This window comes from Vibrio pectenicida (genome assembly GCA_024347015.1).
Taxonomy (GTDB): Bacteria; Pseudomonadota; Gammaproteobacteria; order Enterobacterales; family Vibrionaceae; genus Vibrio; species Vibrio pectenicida.
In genome coordinates, this window is the sequence record AP024889.1 from 765,482 (window position 1) to 783,974 (window position 18,493).

The 18,493-nt window shown below is 42.0% G+C and carries 18 protein-coding genes; 2 read left to right on the forward strand and 16 right to left on the reverse strand.

Going from position 1 to position 18,493, the window contains the following annotated elements:
• Window positions 1-38: 38 nt before the first annotated feature.
• Window positions 39-638, reverse strand: a complete 600-nt coding sequence (locus OCV27_RS03565; protein ID WP_125320464.1) for a DUF6198 family protein — start codon at window positions 636-638, stop codon at window positions 39-41.
• Window positions 639-1,002: 364 nt separating this feature from the next.
• On the opposite strand from OCV27_RS03565, the gene glyA reads away from it, so the two are divergent.
• Window positions 1,003-2,253, forward strand: coding sequence for a serine hydroxymethyltransferase (glyA, locus tag OCV27_RS03570; protein ID WP_125320463.1), 1,251 nt, complete (start codon window positions 1,003-1,005; stop codon window positions 2,251-2,253).
• A 135-nt stretch (window positions 2,254-2,388) separates the two neighbouring features.
• On the opposite strand, the gene OCV27_RS03575 is transcribed toward glyA, so the two are convergent.
• From OCV27_RS03575 to leuS, 13 genes are all read right to left on the reverse strand, one after another.
• Window positions 2,389-2,715, reverse strand: a complete 327-nt coding sequence (locus OCV27_RS03575) for a hypothetical protein (protein ID WP_076586575.1) — start codon at window positions 2,713-2,715, stop codon at window positions 2,389-2,391.
• 132 nt (window positions 2,716-2,847) lie between these two features.
• Window positions 2,848-3,813, reverse strand: a complete 966-nt coding sequence (gene lipA / locus OCV27_RS03580; RefSeq protein WP_125320462.1) for a lipoyl synthase — start codon at window positions 3,811-3,813, stop codon at window positions 2,848-2,850.
• A gap of 22 nt (window positions 3,814-3,835) precedes the next feature.
• Window positions 3,836-4,489: a lipoyl(octanoyl) transferase LipB gene (gene lipB / locus OCV27_RS03585; protein ID WP_125320461.1), complete on the reverse strand. Its 654-nt coding sequence runs from the start codon at window positions 4,487-4,489 to the stop codon at window positions 3,836-3,838.
• A 180-nt stretch (window positions 4,490-4,669) separates the two neighbouring features.
• Window positions 4,670-4,948, reverse strand: a complete 279-nt coding sequence (ybeD, locus tag OCV27_RS03590; RefSeq protein ID WP_125320460.1) for a DUF493 family protein YbeD — start codon at window positions 4,946-4,948, stop codon at window positions 4,670-4,672.
• A gap of 129 nt (window positions 4,949-5,077) precedes the next feature.
• Window positions 5,078-6,256 (reverse strand): serine hydrolase, encoded by a 1,179-nt coding sequence (locus OCV27_RS03595; protein ID WP_125320459.1) that lies wholly within the window; start codon window positions 6,254-6,256, stop codon window positions 5,078-5,080.
• A gap of 88 nt (window positions 6,257-6,344) precedes the next feature.
• Entirely contained in the window at window positions 6,345-7,127 is a 783-nt protein-coding gene (locus OCV27_RS03600) for a septal ring lytic transglycosylase RlpA family protein (RefSeq protein ID WP_125320458.1), read from the reverse strand.
• Window positions 7,128-8,249, reverse strand: coding sequence for a rod shape-determining protein RodA (gene rodA / locus OCV27_RS03605; protein WP_125320457.1), 1,122 nt, complete (start codon window positions 8,247-8,249; stop codon window positions 7,128-7,130).
• Window positions 8,250-8,251: 2 nt separating this feature from the next.
• Complete coding sequence (gene mrdA / locus OCV27_RS03610; protein WP_125320456.1) at window positions 8,252-10,132, reverse strand: penicillin-binding protein 2; 1,881 nt, start codon at window positions 10,130-10,132, stop codon at window positions 8,252-8,254.
• A gap of 8 nt (window positions 10,133-10,140) precedes the next feature.
• Window positions 10,141-10,611 carry a 23S rRNA (pseudouridine(1915)-N(3))-methyltransferase RlmH gene (gene rlmH / locus OCV27_RS03615; RefSeq protein ID WP_125320455.1) on the reverse strand — a complete coding sequence of 157 codons (471 nt, stop codon included), beginning with the start codon at window positions 10,609-10,611 and terminating at the stop codon, window positions 10,141-10,143.
• 3 nt (window positions 10,612-10,614) lie between these two features.
• Complete coding sequence (gene rsfS, locus OCV27_RS03620) at window positions 10,615-10,932, reverse strand: ribosome silencing factor (RefSeq protein WP_125320454.1); 318 nt, start codon at window positions 10,930-10,932, stop codon at window positions 10,615-10,617.
• Between the two features lie 52 nt (window positions 10,933-10,984).
• Window positions 10,985-11,998 (reverse strand): DNA polymerase III subunit delta, encoded by a 1,014-nt coding sequence (gene holA, locus OCV27_RS03625; protein ID WP_125320453.1) that lies wholly within the window; start codon window positions 11,996-11,998, stop codon window positions 10,985-10,987.
• Window positions 11,999-12,005: 7 nt separating this feature from the next.
• Complete coding sequence (locus tag OCV27_RS03630; protein ID WP_125320452.1) at window positions 12,006-12,599, reverse strand: LPS-assembly lipoprotein LptE; 594 nt, start codon at window positions 12,597-12,599, stop codon at window positions 12,006-12,008.
• A gap of 109 nt (window positions 12,600-12,708) precedes the next feature.
• Complete coding sequence (gene leuS / locus OCV27_RS03635) at window positions 12,709-15,282, reverse strand: leucine--tRNA ligase (RefSeq protein WP_125320451.1); 2,574 nt, start codon at window positions 15,280-15,282, stop codon at window positions 12,709-12,711.
• A 129-nt stretch (window positions 15,283-15,411) separates the two neighbouring features.
• Between leuS and OCV27_RS03640 the strand changes: the two genes are divergently transcribed.
• Window positions 15,412-15,882, forward strand: a complete 471-nt coding sequence (locus OCV27_RS03640; protein WP_125320450.1) for a zinc ribbon-containing protein — start codon at window positions 15,412-15,414, stop codon at window positions 15,880-15,882.
• Window positions 15,883-15,950: 68 nt separating this feature from the next.
• Here the strand turns inward: OCV27_RS03640 and lnt are convergent, their stop codons facing one another.
• Window positions 15,951-17,456 (reverse strand): apolipoprotein N-acyltransferase, encoded by a 1,506-nt coding sequence (lnt, locus tag OCV27_RS03645; protein ID WP_125320477.1) that lies wholly within the window; start codon window positions 17,454-17,456, stop codon window positions 15,951-15,953.
• Between the two features lie 29 nt (window positions 17,457-17,485).
• On the reverse strand, window positions 17,486-18,385 hold the full coding sequence (gene corC, locus OCV27_RS03650; RefSeq protein ID WP_125320449.1) for a CNNM family magnesium/cobalt transport protein CorC: 900 nt from the start codon (window positions 18,383-18,385) through the stop codon (window positions 17,486-17,488).
• Window positions 18,386-18,493 lie beyond the last annotated feature (108 nt).

Here is an 18,493-nt window from a genome sequence, read left to right on the forward strand (position 1 = left end):
CCTAGCTCCTTATTACTAAGGAGCTAGGTGAATTGATGCTATCCGTAGTTGACAGAGTAGCGGGTAGGTTTGTGATTCATTATCAGAACTATGTTGAGTAAAATAGCGCCTAGAATAGATAAAGCTATGTTGGTGAGTGAAACAAAAAAACACGAAGTGATGAGAATACAGCAGTCAATGGCTAGCTGAGATTTGCCAGCAGAAACTCCATATTTATCATGTATAAATAAGCAAAGTACATTGAATCCGCCAAGGCTTGAGCAATGGCGGAATAAAATCAGCATACCTAACCCCATCAACAGCCCTCCCGCTATAGCGCAGTACATGCTGTTGATTGTTTCTAGGCTGATTACAAGGTAAAGGTGATCCGACAGTACAGACACTAGAGCACCTGAAATGATACTACTTGTGGCAAATCGAGAACCAAATCGACGCCATGCAAGAACATAAAACGGACAGTTGGTCAGGAAGTAAACTATTCCAAAAGAAAGCGGTACGAATTGACTAAACAAAAGTGCTAAGCCTGTTGTACCACCGGTTAACAATTCGGCAGATTTAAGAAAGAAAATACCTTGTGCGACAAGAAATGAGCCGGTTAAAATCGCCATCCAGTCTTCTTTGGGTGAATGTTTGTCCATTGAATAAAAATAAAATAGTTAATAAGGGCTGGCATGGTAGTGAAAAAAAAACGATTTCGGTAGCTTGGTAGATACATTTCAGGTAAACCTATGTAATTATCTTTTTACGATCTGTAAAGAGAAAAATTGACACTTTTGTTATCCATAGATTTTTTTTTGCAACAATAAATGACATCTTCTGCGGCACTTCATGAAAAGCCTTTACAAGAAAAAGTATAATTTTCTCTTTATGGCTATCATCAAATTATGTAAAATGCGCGCTATTAACGCGATGCAAACGTTTGCGTGGGTTCGTTCACGTAGATTAATAGGTTATTCGTAGATTTTTATTAATTTCAGTTTAACTCTGAGTTAGGAGATATAGATGCTAAAGCGTGATATGAACATTGCAGATTATGATGCGGAATTATTCACAGCTATCCAAGAAGAAACTCGTCGCCAAGAAGAGCATATAGAACTTATTGCGTCAGAGAATTATACCAGTCCACGAGTGATGGAAGCACAAGGTTCTCAACTTACTAACAAGTATGCCGAAGGGTATCCCGGTAAGCGTTATTACGGTGGCTGTGAGTATGTTGATAAAGCTGAAGCCTTAGCGATTGATCGCGCATGCCAACTGTTTGGTTGTACCTATGCTAATGTTCAGCCTCATTCTGGTTCACAAGCAAATAGTGCTGTTTATATGGCGTTACTTAACCCTGGCGACACTGTGTTGGGAATGAGTCTAGCCCATGGTGGTCATTTAACTCATGGCTCACCGGTTAACTTCTCCGGCAAGCATTATAACATCATTCCTTATGGTATTGATGAAGCAGGCCAGATTAACTACGATGAAATGGAATCACTGGCATTAGAGCATAAACCAAAGATGATCATTGGTGGTTTTTCAGCTTACTCTCAAATTGTTGATTGGGCACGTATGCGTGAAATTGCCGATAAAGTTGGAGCCTATTTATTTGTTGATATGGCTCATGTTGCTGGCCTTATTGCTGCCGGTGTTTACCCTACACCTGTCCCACATGCCCATGTCGTGACGACAACCACCCATAAAACACTTGCAGGCCCTCGTGGTGGATTAATTCTGTCCAATGCTGGTGAGGAAATGAATAAGAAGCTCAATTCTGCGGTATTTCCAGGTGGCCAGGGTGGCCCACTAATGCACGTTATTGCGGGTAAGGCAGTTGCTTTCAAGGAAGCACTTGAGCCTGAGTTTACTGCTTACCAAGAACGTGTGGTTAAGAATGCCAAAGCAATGGTTGCTCAGTTCCAAGAGCGCGGGTATAAAATTGTCTCGAATGGCACTGAAAATCACCTGTTTTTAGTTGATTTGATTGACAAAGATATTACTGGTAAAGATGCTGATGCAGCGTTAGGCTCTGCCAATATTACGGTTAACAAGAATTCGGTACCTAATGACCCACGCAGCCCGTTTGTAACATCTGGTATTCGTATTGGATCGCCAGCTATTACTCGTCGTGGCTTTACTGAAGTGGACGCTAAAGAGCTTGCTAACTGGATGTGTGATGTGTTGGACAATATCGGTAACGAAGACGTGATCGCGGCAACAAAAGCCAAGGTGCTCGATATTTGTAAACGCCTGCCAGTGTATGCCTAGCGACAAACATGATGGCTTTGACGGCCTATCATCGGTTTTTTAAAGGGGCTTGTTTGTCCTTTTGTCGACGATAATGATGTAAAATTAAAAGGGCCGATAATATGTTATCGGCCCTTTTTTTGATTTCTGGTTTGCTTACTTTGCAATGCTGAGTAAGGTGCCTGATTTACATTTAAATGAGTAGTACTTACGGCTTTCATTAAACTTGCCTAAGCCTTCACCATCACAGTAATCGATATTTATATCTCGCATGGTTTCAAGGGTCGCTTCCGTCGTTAGCGCGAACTTTGAACCATCGGCACAAACGATACGTACGCGGCCATCATCACTGACAGAATACAGATCGACTTCAGTGTTACACAGCTCAAAAGAAGCCTCACGAAAATTGTCTTGCTGTGTATTAGAAGCACAACCTGCCAGCAGGGTGGCCAACGCGACGGCGATAAAACCGAATCTTTTCATAATCATTCCCTAGTCGATATACTTTTATTTATATTGTTGCGGCTAAGCCTATAGAAGAGTTGTGTCTCAATCAAGAAACCCAGAGAAAAAAAGACCATAGGTTAGCCATTCTAAACGATGCGAAAGTCGACATTACGTCACTTCGATACCTTGAGCTTGCAGATCTGCATGATACGATGAGCGAACAAATGGCCCACAGGCTGCATGCGTAAAGCCAAGTTCAAGCGCAATTTCTTTCAGTTCATCAAATTCAGATGGTGGAACATAACGCTCTACTGGAAGGTGATGACGGCTTGGTGCAAGATACTGACCAAGGGTTAACATAGTCACACCATGAGTACGTAGATCCTTTAGAACGTCAATAATTTCTTCTTTTGTTTCACCAAGGCCCATCATAATGCCTGATTTGGTTGGAACGTCAGGGTGTTGTTCTTTAAACTTTTGCAGAAGTTGTAATGACCATTTGTAATTAGCTCCTGGACGCGCCTTACGATATAAACGTGGGGCGGTCTCAAGATTATGGTTAAAAACATCAGGTGGGTTGTCTTTTAACAGCTCAAGTGCCACGTCCATACGACCCCTAAAGTCAGGAACTAAAGTTTCGATACGGATGCTGGGGTTTTTTGCGCGAATCTCGCGGTTGCAATCAGCAAAGTGTTTAGCGCCACCATCACGCAGATCATCGCGGTCTACTGATGTAATTACTACATATTTCAACTTCATATCTGAAATAGTTTGGGCAAGCTTTTGTGGCTCATTTTCTTCAGGTGCAACAGGTCTCCCGTGAGCAACATCACAAAAAGGACAGCGGCGAGTGCAGATGGCACCAAGGATCATGAAAGTTGCTGTTCCATGGTTAAAACATTCCGCTAAGTTAGGGCAAGATGCCTCTTCACAAACGGAATGAAGATTGTTTTTACGCATTGCAGATTTAATTTCTTGGATACGCTGGCTGTCAACAGGCAGTTTAATCTTCATCCAGTCTGGTTTGCGTAGAATTTCTTTTTTTTCAGTTGGCATATTCTTTACTGGAATTAGTGCCATCTTATCAGCGTCACGGTATTTAACGCCTTTTTCCATTTGGATTGGTTTACTCATGCTTTTTACTTCTCTTTGCTTCTCATCGCGTAGGAGAGGCTTCTGTGCTAAATTCTATTTGCTCGTAACCCAGCAAAGTGACAAGCTCTTCGACTAATGTCTTTTCAACTTGGGAAAGATCGTTTGGCCCACCAAGTTGGCTCATTTGGACCATTTCCATCCCCGCATAGCCACATGGGTTGATACGTAAAAAAGGTGATAAATCCATATTCACGTTAAGTGCTAACCCATGAAATGAACAGCCTTTGCGGATCCTTAGACCCAAAGAGCAGATCTTCTTATCATTAACATAGACGCCTGGTGCATCTGGTCGTGCTGTTGACTCTATATTGTAATGTTTTAATGTTTTGATAACGAGAGTCTCAATAGAGGTAACGAGCTCTCTTACGCCAAGTTTTCTGCGACGAAGGTTAATTAGGAAATAAGCAACTAATTGACCTGGGCCATGGTATGTTACCTGACCACCTCTATCGCTTTGAACGACAGGGATGTCACCAGTGTTGATTAAATGCTCTGCTTTGCCCGCTTGCCCTTGAGTAAAGACAGGGTTGTGTTCAACAAGCCATACTTGATCACTGGTATCCTCCGTGCGAGTATCAGTGAAGTCATGCATTGCTCGCCAAATGGGCTCGTAGTCCTGCCGCCCCAAGCGTTTTACAACAAGCTGGTTTTGCATTCCCGATCCTATCGTTAGTTAATCAAGTTTACAGATTATAAACTGGTTCGGTTTATGGAACTATATATTAGAGAGATATTTTTAACCATTTGAAGAAGAGTGTTATTTATATCTATCTGATATATTTAAATAAAGCATCATGAACTCTGGTTTGAAATTTATTGATTTAACCAAATAAATTTACAGAACCATGCGAACTATATCAATCTCGCCAAGCTCTTTATATAGAACTTCTACTTGTTCAATCGATGTTGCTGTGATCGTTATAGAAACAGAGTTGTAATTCCCTTTAGCGCTGGGTTTTACACTGGGGCTATAGCTACCTGGAGCATGTCTTTGTATGACTTCAAGCACCTTTTCCGGCAATTCCGGTTTAGCGTAGCCCATTACCTTGTAGGTAAAGGAACAAGGAAACTCAAGCAGATCTTTCAGTTTTGCATCTGAGTTAATAGTCAACATTTTTAAACTCCAAATTGGATGTCATTTAGCCAGCGCGAAATAGTACTGCTATTCAATTAAAATCTCAACAGGTCCCAAGAACAAAGAAAGCCGCTAAATGCGGCTTTCAAATCATGGAAGCTGGGATGATTAAAACATGCTCTTAAACAACATGACGATATAGTCCCAAAGACGACTGAATAAACTTCCTTGGTCTACATTCTCGAGAGCAAGAAGTGGGTATTCAGCGACATCTCCGCCTTCTAACTGATAGTATAGCTTACCGACAACATCGCCTTTCTTAATTGGTGCTTCAAGTTCTTTTTCTAGAACAAAACTGGCTTGAAGATTTTTTGCTTGGCCACGAGGAAGCGTTACATAGGTGTCTTGATCAAGGCCAAGAGCAACGGTGTCCTTATCACCCATCCAGATTTTTTCTTCGACAAAGGTTTCACCTGCTTTATGTGGTGCAACAGTTTCAAAGAAGCGAAAGCCGTAGCTTAGTAGTTTTTTGCTTTCTGATTTACGCGCGTTTGCGTTTTTGGTGCCCATCACAACAGCAACTAAGCGCATTTTTCCTTCGGTTGCTGAGCTGACTAGGCTGTACCCTGCACTGTTGGTGTGGCCTGTCTTTATCCCATCAACATTCATGCTCTTATCCCACAGTAAGCCATTACGGTTATACTGAGTGATGCCGTTATAGGTGTACTTTTTCTCTGAGTAAATACGATATTCATCTGGAACATCACGGATCAGAGCTTGACCCAGCAGTGCCATATCGTAAGGTGTGGAATATAAATTAGGGTTATCTAAGCCGTGTACATTAGCGAAATGTGTATCTTTCATACCTAGGCTATCTGCCCAAGCGTTCATTAAATCAACAAACGCACCTTCTGAACCTGCAATGTGTTCAGCCATTGCCACACTGGCATCATTACCAGACTGAATAATAATGCCACGGTTTAGGTCGTTTACTTTGACTGTCGTGCCCACTTCAATGAACATTTTTGAAGAGTCAGGGAAATTTTTAGCCCAAGCATTTTTACTTATTGTAACATCATCATCAGGAGATATATTTCCTTGTTCCAACTCTTGACCAATGACATAGCTAGTCATCATTTTAGTCAGACTTGCTGGTGATAGTTTTGTATTCATTTCTTGTTCTGCAAGCACTTTGCCTGAATGATAATCCATCAGAACATAGCCTTTAGCTGCAATTTGCGGTGCATCAGGCATGACGATCGGTGAGGCGAACGAGGGAGATGCGAATGTTGCAGAAAGCGCAATAGAAGAAGCAAAAACGGATTTAATTAGCGTTGTTTTTTTCATATTGACTACAGATTTTAATAAACTGTCCATATCTTAACAGAAACAATCTCTCAAGCCAGTGTGCTAAATGCATCAACTGGTTTGAGGACTACAGGGATTTTATAAAAGCATTCGAATAACCCATGATTTTAACTTGTTCTAATGTCTTTTGCGTCAACATATAGTCATCAAATGGGCCTAAAAAGACGCGGTGCATACTTTTATCTGAGTTTATATAGCTCTTAACAGAAAGGTTTTGACTCAAATCTTTAGCTAAAGTTCGAATTCTATCTTCATGTTGTGATGAAGCAACCTGAACGACAAATTTAGGCAGTGCTTTCTGTTTGTGCTCTGCGCTAGGTTTTTCTACTGAAATGACTTCAAGTTTGATATTGGCAGTACCAGTACGTATCACGTCGAGTTTAGTTGCTGCAGCGTAGCTAAGATCAATAACACGCCCTTGGTGAAAAGGGCCTCTATCATTGACTCTAACAATGGCAGTTTTGCCATTGTCTTTATTGGTGACTTTTACATAGCTTGGAATGGGCAATGTTTTATGGGCGGCGGACATTGAATACATATCATACACCTCACCATTTGATGTCAGGTGGCCATGAAACTTTTTTCCATACCAGGAGGCTATCCCTTCTTGGGTAAAGCCTTGAGGCTCTTTGATAATCGAATAATTTTTTCCTCTTAGGGTGTAGTCACGATTTCCACCTATGCTGTAAGGCTCATATTGAGGATGAGCATCTTCAATATGATCAACAGAGATCGGTGAATTTGGAGCAAGGTCATCGTCGATAGAATAACGTTTTGATGGTGAAGAGGAACAGCCAGCTAAAACGATAACGACAAAAAGCATACCGAGCCGAGGGTTACTAAAAATCATTTATGTTGCCTTTGAGAATGCTTTTCTGTGAGTGTGTATAGACATCAATATGCCAAATCCTGCCATTAGGGTTACCATTGACGTGCCTCCATAACTAATCAGAGGTAATGGAACCCCGACGACAGGTAGAATACCACTAACCATACCGATATTAACAAATACATAAACAAAGAAACTCAATACTATACTTCCTGCCATCATTCGGCCAAAGGCGGTTTGTGCTTTGCTGGCTAAAACAAGGCCGCGGCCAATCACAAATAAATACAAGCTAAGTAAGATTAAAATGCCAATTAACCCCCATTCTTCTGCAATGACAGCGAAGATAAAGTCTGTGTGGCGCTCAGGAAGAAATTCAAGTTGGGATTGGGTTCCTTGTAGCCAGCCTTTACCTGATATCCCCCCAGACCCGATAGCTATTTTGCTCTGAATAATGTGGTATCCAGCACCTAGAGGATCGGATTCTGGGTTAAAAAGAGTCCTGACTCTGACTTTTTGGTATTCCCTCATCATAAAAAACCATAAGATAGGTAAGAAAGCACCAAGGCTGCACACCGCAGCAAAAATAATTTTCCAACTGATGCCAGCAAGAAAGATAACGAAAATACCGGAAGCGGCAATCAGTATTGAGGTTCCAAGATCTGGTTGCTTGGCAATAAGAATGGTGGGTACACATACCATCACCAGTGAAATAACTAGCGTTTGAAAACTAGGTGGTAGTGAGCGCTTACCAATAAAACGTGCCACCATCAAAGGTACTGCTAGTTTCAGGAGTTCCGAAGGTTGGAAGCGAATGAAGCCTAAGTTTAGCCAGCGCTGAGCACCTTTGGAGGACTCACCAAAAAATAGCACCCCAAGTAGCAAGAGTACGCCGACTGTAAACATGAGTGGAGCAAGTGTTTCATAGGTCCGAGGTGGTATCTGCGCAAGTAAGACCATGATACCCAGTGATAAGGCCATGCGCATTGCTTGTCGCTCCATCATTCCTAGGTTCTGACCACTGGCGCTATACATTACGACGAGACCAAAGCCCATTAATACCAAAATCCCAAGTAGCATAGGGAGGTCGATATGGAAACGTTCAAATAGAGCTCGGTTTTGGCCTGTGGCGGGATCAAAATCCATGATTATTGTGCCTCTTTATCTTCTACTAATGCGTGATCAAAGACTTTTCTCACCAAAGGCCCTCCCTGTGATGAGCCCCCTCCAGCATTTTCTAACACAATTGTTACGACCAGCTCTGGATCGTTTAGTGGAGCAAAACCGGTAAATAAAGCATGATCGCGTAAATGTTCGGCAATCTCTTCGGCATTGTATTCTTCATCTTCACTTAAACCAAAGACTTGAGCGGTACCTGACTTCCCACCGCTGATATATGGCGTTTTGTAGAATGAGCGACGAGCAGTACCTTTTTTTCCGTGGTTTACCAAGCGCATACCTTCTATAGCTATATCCCAAAAGCGGTTTTTGACTCCTGTAATTGGCGGGTAGGTTTCAATATTAGTTAGTACTTGATCTTCAAATGGCTGGCCATTGTCTATAGTCCCTCTTAGGAGGTGAGGAGCCATTACTTTGCCTCGGTTGATTAGCACTGAGGTTGCTTTCGCTATTTGCATTGGGGTGGCAGTCCAATAGCCTTGTCCAATACCTACGGGAATAGTGTCCCCTTGATACCAAGGAACGCGGTGGCGGGACATTTTCCATTCCTTAGTAGGCATATTTGCCTTACTTTCTTCATAGATATCAATACCTGTTTTTTCGCCAAAGCCAAACATCGACATCCAGTTCGATATACGGTCAATTCCCATGTCGTAAGCAATTTGGTAAAAAAAGGTATCCACAGATTCTTCGATTGATTTTATAATATTGACTTTACCATGCCCCCAGCGTAACCAATCTCTAAATGGTTTTGTCTTTGAATTGGGTATTTTCCAATAACCAGGGTCGTTGCGTGTGGTATACGGGGTGACGACACCTTCTTGAAGCGCAGCAACTGCCATAAAAGGTTTAATGGTAGAAGCGGGTGGATAAATACCTAAGGTAGCTCGATTGACTAAGGGACGATTTTTGTCATTGAGTAGGGCATTATAGGCTTTGCTAGATATGCCATGTACAAAGGAATTTGGGTCATAACTTGGACTAGAAACCATAGCTAAAACACCATTGTTATTGGGATTCAGCACAACGGCACTACCACGACGCTCGGCAAGTAATTGATGGATATACAGTTGTAGGTCAATATTTAAGTTGAGGACAATGTCTTTACCTGGAGATGGCGGAATATATTTAAGCGTACGAATAATGCGACCACGGCTGTTTACTTCGACTTCTTGGTAGCCAGCGGTCCCGTGCAATAAGTCCTCATAATAGCGCTCTATACCGAGTTTACCTATATCTCGTGTTGCCTGATAATTACCATCTTTGCCTTCACGGCTAAGCCTTTTAATGTCTTTATCATTGATTCTTGATACATACCCAATGACATGGGTGAGTACTTCCCCATAAGGATAATGTCGTTTGAGGTTTGCATTGACAGTCACGCCGGGGAACTTATGCTGATTGACGGAAAATTTGGCGACTTGTTCTTGAGTTAATTGTGTCAAAATAGGCACGGATTTAAAACGGCGTGAATGGCGCCGCTCACGTTCAAAGCTTTCAATTTGTTCGGGAGTGATATCTAGATACTTCCGCAGTCGTTTTATAGTCACCTGCATGTTTTTAATTTTTTCTGGGATAATTTCTAAGCTAAATACAGGGCGGTTTTCTGCAAGTAATTTACCATTACGATCGTAGATAAGACCACGGTTTGGGGCAATGGGCACAATTTTAATGCGATTATCGTTGGAACGCGTTTTGTAATCCTGATATTGATTAATTTGAATGTTGTAGAGGTTGGCAACCAGTATGCCAACAACAGTGATAATTCCAATGAAAGCGGTGATAGCACGGCTCTTAAATAGCTTTGCTTCTTCTTGATAGTCCCTAAACCGGGTGTGCTTCCTTATCATTGGGTTTTTTATTCTCGGTGATATGGGTGGTTTGTGGTTATACTCCAAGCACGATAAAGGCTTTCTGCCATGACAATCCTCACTAATGGATGTGGGAGCGTTAGAGCTGACAGTGACCAGCTTTGTTCGGCTGCAGCTTTGCAGGCCGGATCAAGGCCCTCTGGCCCACCAATTAGAATAGATACGTCGCGGCCATCTAGCTTCCAGTTATCGAGCTGCTGTGCCAATTGCTGGGTATCCCACTTTTTACCGGGAATATCTAGAGTAACGATTCTATTTCCTTTTGGTATCGAAGCTAACATAGCTTCGCCTTCCTTTTGTAAAATTCTTGCTATATCAGCATTTTTTCCGCGTTTTCCTGCGGTGATTTCAACCAGTTCTAGGGGCATATCATGAGGAAAACGACGTTTATATTCTTGAAAGCCGTCCTCGACCCATTTGGGCATTTTGTTACCAATTGCAATCAACTGTAGCTTCATTAATTAGCCCCAGAGCTTTTCTAATTGATAAAGCTCACGTTGCTCTTCTTGCATGACATGGACTATGGCGTTACCCATATCAAGCACCACCCATTCTCCTTCGGTATCGCCATCAATACCCAGTGGCTCAAGACCTGCATTTTTCGACTCTTTGGCAACATGTTCAGCTATCGAGTTAACATGGCGTTTTGAAGTTCCAGTACAAATAATCATGTAGTCGGTAATACTCGATTTACCTTTAACGTTCAAGGTTTTGATATGTTGTGCTTTCATGTCATCTGCTTTTTCGACTAAAAAATTATTCAGTTGTTCATGTTGCAAGGTATTGTCCTCATTTTTAGGTAAATCAAAGCACGGCAGTATATCACGCTTTTTATAGCTCAATTTTTGGCAGGCACATCTCAATACTCAACTGCTGTAACAATGGCCAACAGGAAGTCTCATATTGAGTTTTGGAAAGAATTTCTGCTTTGGCAATTAACTGCATTAATTGTGTTAGCTTATTTTTTGATAGTCGGTTCAATGCACTAGAGTAGAGAGCTCGCTTTGATTGCCAGATTTTATGAGATTCGAAGATTTGACCTATGGGTTGAAATTGTATTTTCTGTTGTATTGTGAGTAGTAATATGAGTTCTTTCTGTACTGTTCTAAGAAGAATTGTAGGTTCAATTCCCTCCGCTTGTAACTGGCGTAATATGCGTTGGCTACGTTTGGCTTTACCGATAAGTAAAGCATCAGTCCAATGAAATACGCTATAGTGGTTACTGCGGCTGAGCGACTCTTGAAGTCTGATTAAGTTTAATTGTCCATCGGGGTAGAGTAAAGCGAGCTTTTCTAAGCTTTGTGTCAGAGCAAATAAATTGCCTTCATGCCATTGTGCCAGTAATTGAACAGCTTCTGTGTCAGGTTGAAGTTTCATTTTCCTGCAACGAGTTTGCACGAATTGAGGCAGCTTGCTGAGATCTGGAGTGAGGCAGTTTACCCAACACCCCCGTGAAAAGAGTGTTTTAAACCATTTAGCATTTTCCTGTGCCTTAGTCAGTGTTTTACCTACGATGACCAAAATAATATCATTATGCAGCATATCCGCTAGGTTTAATAATGCATTAGCAATGCTGGCGTTTACACCAGCATCAGGAAGCTCTAGTTCAATCAACTGCCGCGATGAGAATAAACTCATGCTTTGGCAGCAATGATAGATTAGATTCCAATCGAAGCTAGCATCAATAGCAAAGTTGTGTAGCTCCTCAAAGCCCTGAGCAAAAGTTACTTCTCGAATTGATTGACGTGATTCTTGCAGTAGTAGTGGCTCATTGCCAAACAACAAATAAGTTGAGTGAAGCTGTTTGTCCAGTTGTTCTGGAAGTCTTTCAGCAAAAAGACGCATTACACGGTTACTCTACACTGTCAATGTCTGATGAATCTTTGGAGGCTTGCTCATCAAATGACTCAAGTTCTTCTTCAGTCAATATATGCCCAGCTTTAATATCTGAGCGCAATCGAGCCATCTGACGAATAATCTGCCCTGTAGTAAACAGACGCATTTCATCTTCAATCATGTCCCTCTCAACTGATTTTGCTAATGCGGTCAACGGGTTTTCTAGATAACTACGACTTACGCTTGTAGAGAAGGTTTTATCACCTAAGTCGGGGATGGTGACACGGTATGTTGCTGTATAAGTGAGTTCTTTTTCAGCGGCGGTCGTATTTTGATAAAGCGATAAGGTTCGCTCACCCACTCCTTCACCTATGATGTGCAGGTTGGGTATATTCTCTGATGGCGCAACAAGTTTTACTTCATTGATGCGTAATTGAGCTTTCATCATTCTTGTGAATGAACTGTATTTGTCATAGCTGGTGAGTGAAAGAGTACCGAGCTCTTCAGGGATTGAGTAATCGCCCCGCAGATGAAATCCACAAGCTGATAATAGGCTTGCGGTAAGAATGACGCTGACAAATTTTGTAAAAGATATTGAGATTAGGCGCATTAGTGAAACTTTCTCAGTTATAGGAATACTTATCTTAATCTACTCAGTGAATACACTGAGATAAGTAAAGCAGGTGAAACGTTTACCCTGCTTTAATTTAGGTTTCGAGTTAGTTTGCTACTATGTTCAATAATTTACCAGGTACGTAAATCACTTTACGAATGGTATTGTCTTGTGTGAACTTGGTAACATTTTCATCATTAAGGGCAAGCTTTTCAACTTCCTCTTTTGTTACGTCTGCTGGTACAGTCAATTTACCGCGCAGCTTACCATTAACCTGAACGATAATTAATTTCTCATCTTCAACTAATGCATTTTCATCGTGCGCAGGCCATGTTGCACTATCGATATCAGATTCCCCAAGAGCTGCCCATAGTTCGAATGAGATATGCGGAGTAATTGGATAAAGCATTGTGACAACAGCTTTTAGTGCTTCAGCAAGGATGGCACGATCTTGCGTGGACTCTTGAGGTGCTTTTGCTAGCTTGTTCATTAGTTCCATGATAGCTGCAATTGCTGTGTTGAATGTCTGGCGGCGAGCAATATCGTCAGTGACTTTGGCAATAGTCTTGTGAACATCGCGACGCAATGCTTTTTGGTCGCCAGATAAAGTGGCAGTATCAACAGCAACAGCAGAGCCTTTTGATGCATGCTCATTAACCAGTTTCCATACACGCTTTAGGAAGCGATTAGCGCCTTCCACGCCAGATTCTTGCCACTCAAGGGTCATATCTGCTGGTGAAGCAAACATCATGAATAGACGGACAGTATCAGCGCCGTACTTGTCTACCATCTCTTGTGGGTCAATACCGTTGTTCTTAGACTTTGACATTTTGATCATGCCTGAGTGAGCAACATCACGACCTTGGTTATCTTTTGCTGAAGTAATGCGGCCTTTTCCATCACGATCGACTGTTACATCTGTTGGGGTTACCCACTCTTTACCACCTTTGTCGTTTTCAAAGTAGAAGGCATCTGCCAGAACCATACCTTGGCAGAGTAGTTTCTTGAATGGTTCGTCAGATGTTACGTAACCAGCATCACGCAATAGCTTGTGGAAGAAGCGAGAGTATAGAAGGTGCATACAAGCATGTTCGATACCACCTACGTACTGATCTACTGGCAACCAATAATTGGCTTTTTCAGGGTCTAGTATATCTTCTGCTTGAGGTGAGCAGTAACGAGCATAATACCAAGATGATTCCATGAAGGTATCGAAGGTATCTGTTTCACGTAGAGCTGGTTTTCCATTATGGGTTGACTTGGCCCATTCTTTATCAGCTTTAATTGGACTAGTTACACCATCCATTGCCACATCTTCTGGTAGAATTACTGGTAGTTTATCAGCCGGTACTGGATGTACCTCACCATCTTCAGTAGTAACCATCGGAATTGGTGCGCCCCAATAACGTTGACGAGATACACCCCAGTCACGTAGGCGGAAGTTAACGGTTTTATGTCCTTTACCTTCTGCTTCCAGTTTTGCTGCGATGGCATTGAAGGCGGATTGGAATTCAAGGTCATCGAATTCACCTGAATCAAACAAAACACCCTTTTCAGTGTATGCTTCTTCAGAGATGTTTAGTTCGCCACCATCAACGGGCTTGATTACTGGCACTATATCTAGGCCGTATTTAGTCGCGAACTCGTAGTCACGTTGATCATGTGCAGGAACTGCCATTACAGCGCCTGTACCGTAATCCATTAAAACAAAGTTAGCGACGTAAATTGGGACTTCACGACCATTTAATGGATGAATAGCAGTCAGGCCTGTCGCCATTCCTTTCTTCTCCATTGTGGCAAGTTCAGCTTCTGCAACCTTGTTATTCTTACACTCTTCGATAAATGTAGACAACTCTGGGTTATTTTCTGCTGCGGTAGTAGCAAGAGGGTGACCGGCAGCAATACCCACATATGTAACACCCATCAGTGTATCAGGGCGAGTGGTATAGACTTCTAGATCTTGCTGACCGTTTACTTCAAACTTTAGTTCAACCCCTTCAGAGCGACCGATCCAATTACGTTGCATGGTTTTGACCATTTCAGGCCAGCCATCTAGGTTATCTAGCTCATCTAAAAGTTCTTGGGCGTATTCAGTGATTTTAATAAACCACTGGGGAATTTCTTTTTGTTCTACTGGTGTATCACAGCGCCAGCAGCAACCATCTTCCACTTGCTCGTTGGCCAGTACTGTTTGATCGTTAGGGCACCAATTGACCGAAGAGGTTTTCTTATAAACTAAGTCTTTGCTGTATAGCTTAGTGAAAAACTCTTGTTCCCAGCGGTAGTATTCAGGTGTGCATGTTGCAAACTCACGGTTCCAGTCATAGCCAAAACCGAGTAACTTAAGCTGGTTCTTCATGTACTCAATATTTTCATAAGTCCAAGGTGCAGGCGCAGTGTTATTCTTTACTGCTGCATTTTCTGCCGGAAGACCGAATGCATCCCAACCGATAGGTTGCATGACATTTTTGCCCTGCAAGCGTTGAAAGCGAGAGACAACATCACCGATAGTGTAGTTCCGTACGTGACCCATGTGCAGTCGACCACTTGGGTAGGGGAACATAGAGAGACAGTAGAATTTTTCTTTGTTTGGTTTTTCACTTACGACAAAGGTTTTATTGTCATCCCAGTGCTTTTGAACTTTTTGCTCAATATCTTGTGGGTTGTATTGTTCTTGCATCGATGATATCCGGTTATCTTGGAAATTGTGAGTTCAGTTAGAACAGACATAAATAGATCGTCATAGAATACCTAAAGGAGAGGAGTTCAACAATAGCTTACTCAGTTCAATTGTTCGAAGGAGACGACTATGTCTAAAAGCAAATTGGGTTATGAGGAAATGTTTGAGGATGTGGTTGAAGTACTTAAGCACAGCCCAGATGAAATTAATCGTGTTCTGGAAACCTCAGAAAAGTTAGTTGAAGCGGCAAATGATTTGACCAAAGATGAACTAGCTTTGGTGTCTGCGTATGTAAAATCAGATTTAAAGGAGTTTTCTGAAAGTTTTGAAGAGTCAAAAGGGGGGCCTTTTTACTTAATGGTTGCAGATTCAATATGGCAGGGTTTGTTAGAGATTACCGATAGAACAAAAGTGGAATGGGTCGAACTGTTTGATGATCTTGAACATCAAGGCTTGTATCAGGTAGGAGAGGTGATTGGTTTAGGTATTTTAGTTTGTGATGAATGTGGGCATAAGATTCAATACAACCATCCTACCGTTGTCATCCCATGCATTAAATGTGGTTGTAAGGGCTTTAGCCGTAAAGCGTTGAAGCCATAATTTATTCTAATTAATAATGCACTTCAATTGATAAAGGGCTAAGTAGCTACCTAGCCCTTTAATCCCATTTAGTCTTTCAGCCGCCAGCCTATAGCTAAACTAAAGAATACCCAGATATAAAGTGGCCATGTACCAAACTTATGAAAAGGAGTCTGGCCACTTGTAGACGTGACTTGAGTGCGAAGGACGCCAGTTTCAAATTGAGGAAGTTGAGCAATGACCTTTCCTCGATAATCAGTAACAGCAGTAACTCCGTTATTTGTTGAACGGATTACCGGTTTCCCCAGCTCCATGGCGCGCATACGTGCAATCTCCATATGCTGGAGTGGACCAATGGATTTACCAAACCATGCGTCATTTGACAGTGTGAGGATAAAATCCGTTTCTGGTGTTACATTTCGGCGAACCTGCTCGTTAAATATAATCTCATAACAGAGTGCAGATGCTATATGCCTAGCATTTGCCACTATGTTAGTTTGAATAAAGTCCCCACGGGTAAAGGATGACATGGGGAGATTAAATAAAGGGGCTAATGGCCTTAAAATGTTTTCAAACGGCACGAACTCACCAAATGGCAGTAAATGATGCTTGTGGTATCGCATATCCATATTTAGGCGATAATCGCCGTAATTGGTTTTACCTAATGTAAGAATGCTATTAAAAAATTTGCCATTTTTATCTTGATTGAGGACACCTGTAACAATCGCACTATCATTCATTTTCCCAGCTGAATCGAGATTACTTAAATAGGAAGGGATCTCAAATTCAAATGCTGGAATTGCTGCTTCGGGCCAGATGATAATATCGGCATCCCAGTTTTCACGGGTAAGGTCGGTATACTTCATTATGGTTGGCCAGCGCTGCTGAGGTAACCATTTTTTGGCTTGATTCACATTGCCTTGAATGAGCGCTAGCTTAGTGGTGCTTTCTGGATTTAGCGTAACCCAGTGAGTGGATTGTAAGCCGTAGCCAGTAAATAATACTGTTAATGGAATGAGAAAATGCATCCATTGTTTTTTCATTATGGCATAGGCGATTGAACCTGCTGAAACGATCAAAAGCAGAGTAATGAGTTCCACCCCACCTATAGGTGCGAAGTTAACTAGTGGGCCATCAATCTGGCTATAGCCAAGCCATAACCAAGGGAATCCAGTCATAACCCAACCCCTTAGCCAATCACAGCATAACCAGATGGCTGGCGCAGCTATAAGAAAGCGTATGCGATTATTTTGCCTAAAGTAACGGTTTAGAACCCAAGCGAAAAGCCCAGAATATATAGCAAGATACCCTATCAATAGAGACATAAGGAAAAGACTGGCAATTTTTGGCATACCACCGAATTTATCAATACTAATATGTACCCAGCTTATACCTGTGGCAAATTGACCTAACCCCCAAGCATAACCAATCCAAAGAGCAGATCTACTTGACTGATTGTGAATCAATATCATTAGCAGAGCAGGACTAAGAATCCCAATTGGCCAAATCTGGTAGGGAGCAAAAGCAAGTGTGGTGAGAGCGCCAATAAAAACGGCCGCTAGCGGCCGTTTTAGGCGATGAAAAAGTTTTATCATCATCGTAGTACTATCTAATAGAATTCGCGTTACTCTTCAGCTGTTTCTGGAAGAGGCTCTTCGTCGGGAATCGTTACTTGTAACTGCAAGACGCGACGATTATCGGCAGAGGTAACTTTGAAGTTATATTTATCAATTTCAACTACTTCTCCACGGGAAGGTAAATGGCCGAAAGCTGTCATCACTAAACCTCCTACAGTATCAACCTCTTCGTCGCTAAATGAGGTATTGAAGGTTTCATTAAACTCTTCGATGGTTGTAAGCGCTTTAACTGCGTAGGTGTGCTTACTCAGTTTGCGAATATCAAGCTCTTCTTCATCGTCAAATTCGTCTTCAATATCGCCGACGATCTCTTCAAGAATATCCTCGATTGTAACAAGGCCAGAAACACCACCGAACTCATCTACGACGATCGACATGTGGTATCGTTCTTCTCGGAACTCTTTAAGTAAGCGGTCAACGCGCTTACTTTCTGGAACCACTACTGCCGGGCGGATGACTTGTTCAATATCAAAAGGAGCACAGCCAGAGCCTAAGTATTTAAGTAAGTCCTTCGCCAATAGTATGCCTTCAACATGATCTTTGTCTTCACTAATGACAGGGTAGCGGGAATGCTGTGCATCGGTAATTAAGTGAACCAAAGCATCAAGATCATCACTACGATCAACAGTAACCATTTGGGAGCGTGGGATCATAATTTCACGTACACGCATCTCGGCAATCTCCATAACGCCTTCGAGCATGTCTCTGGTGTCATGGTCTATTAGGTCATTCTCTTCAGAGTCGCGAAATACTTCTACAAGCTCTTGGCGGTCTTTAGGATCGCCTTGAAACATTTGACCTATACGTTCGAAGAAGGACTTCCTACTCGGACCTTCAGATTTTTCTTTCTTACCTTCTGGAGAAGAAGGCGAATTGTCTTCGTTCATTATTTTTCATTTAAGTAACGCTATCAGATGTGTGATAGCACACATTAGTAGAACCAAATTTAATAAGGTATTAAATTCAAAATCTTATCTCACTACCTTTATTTGGTT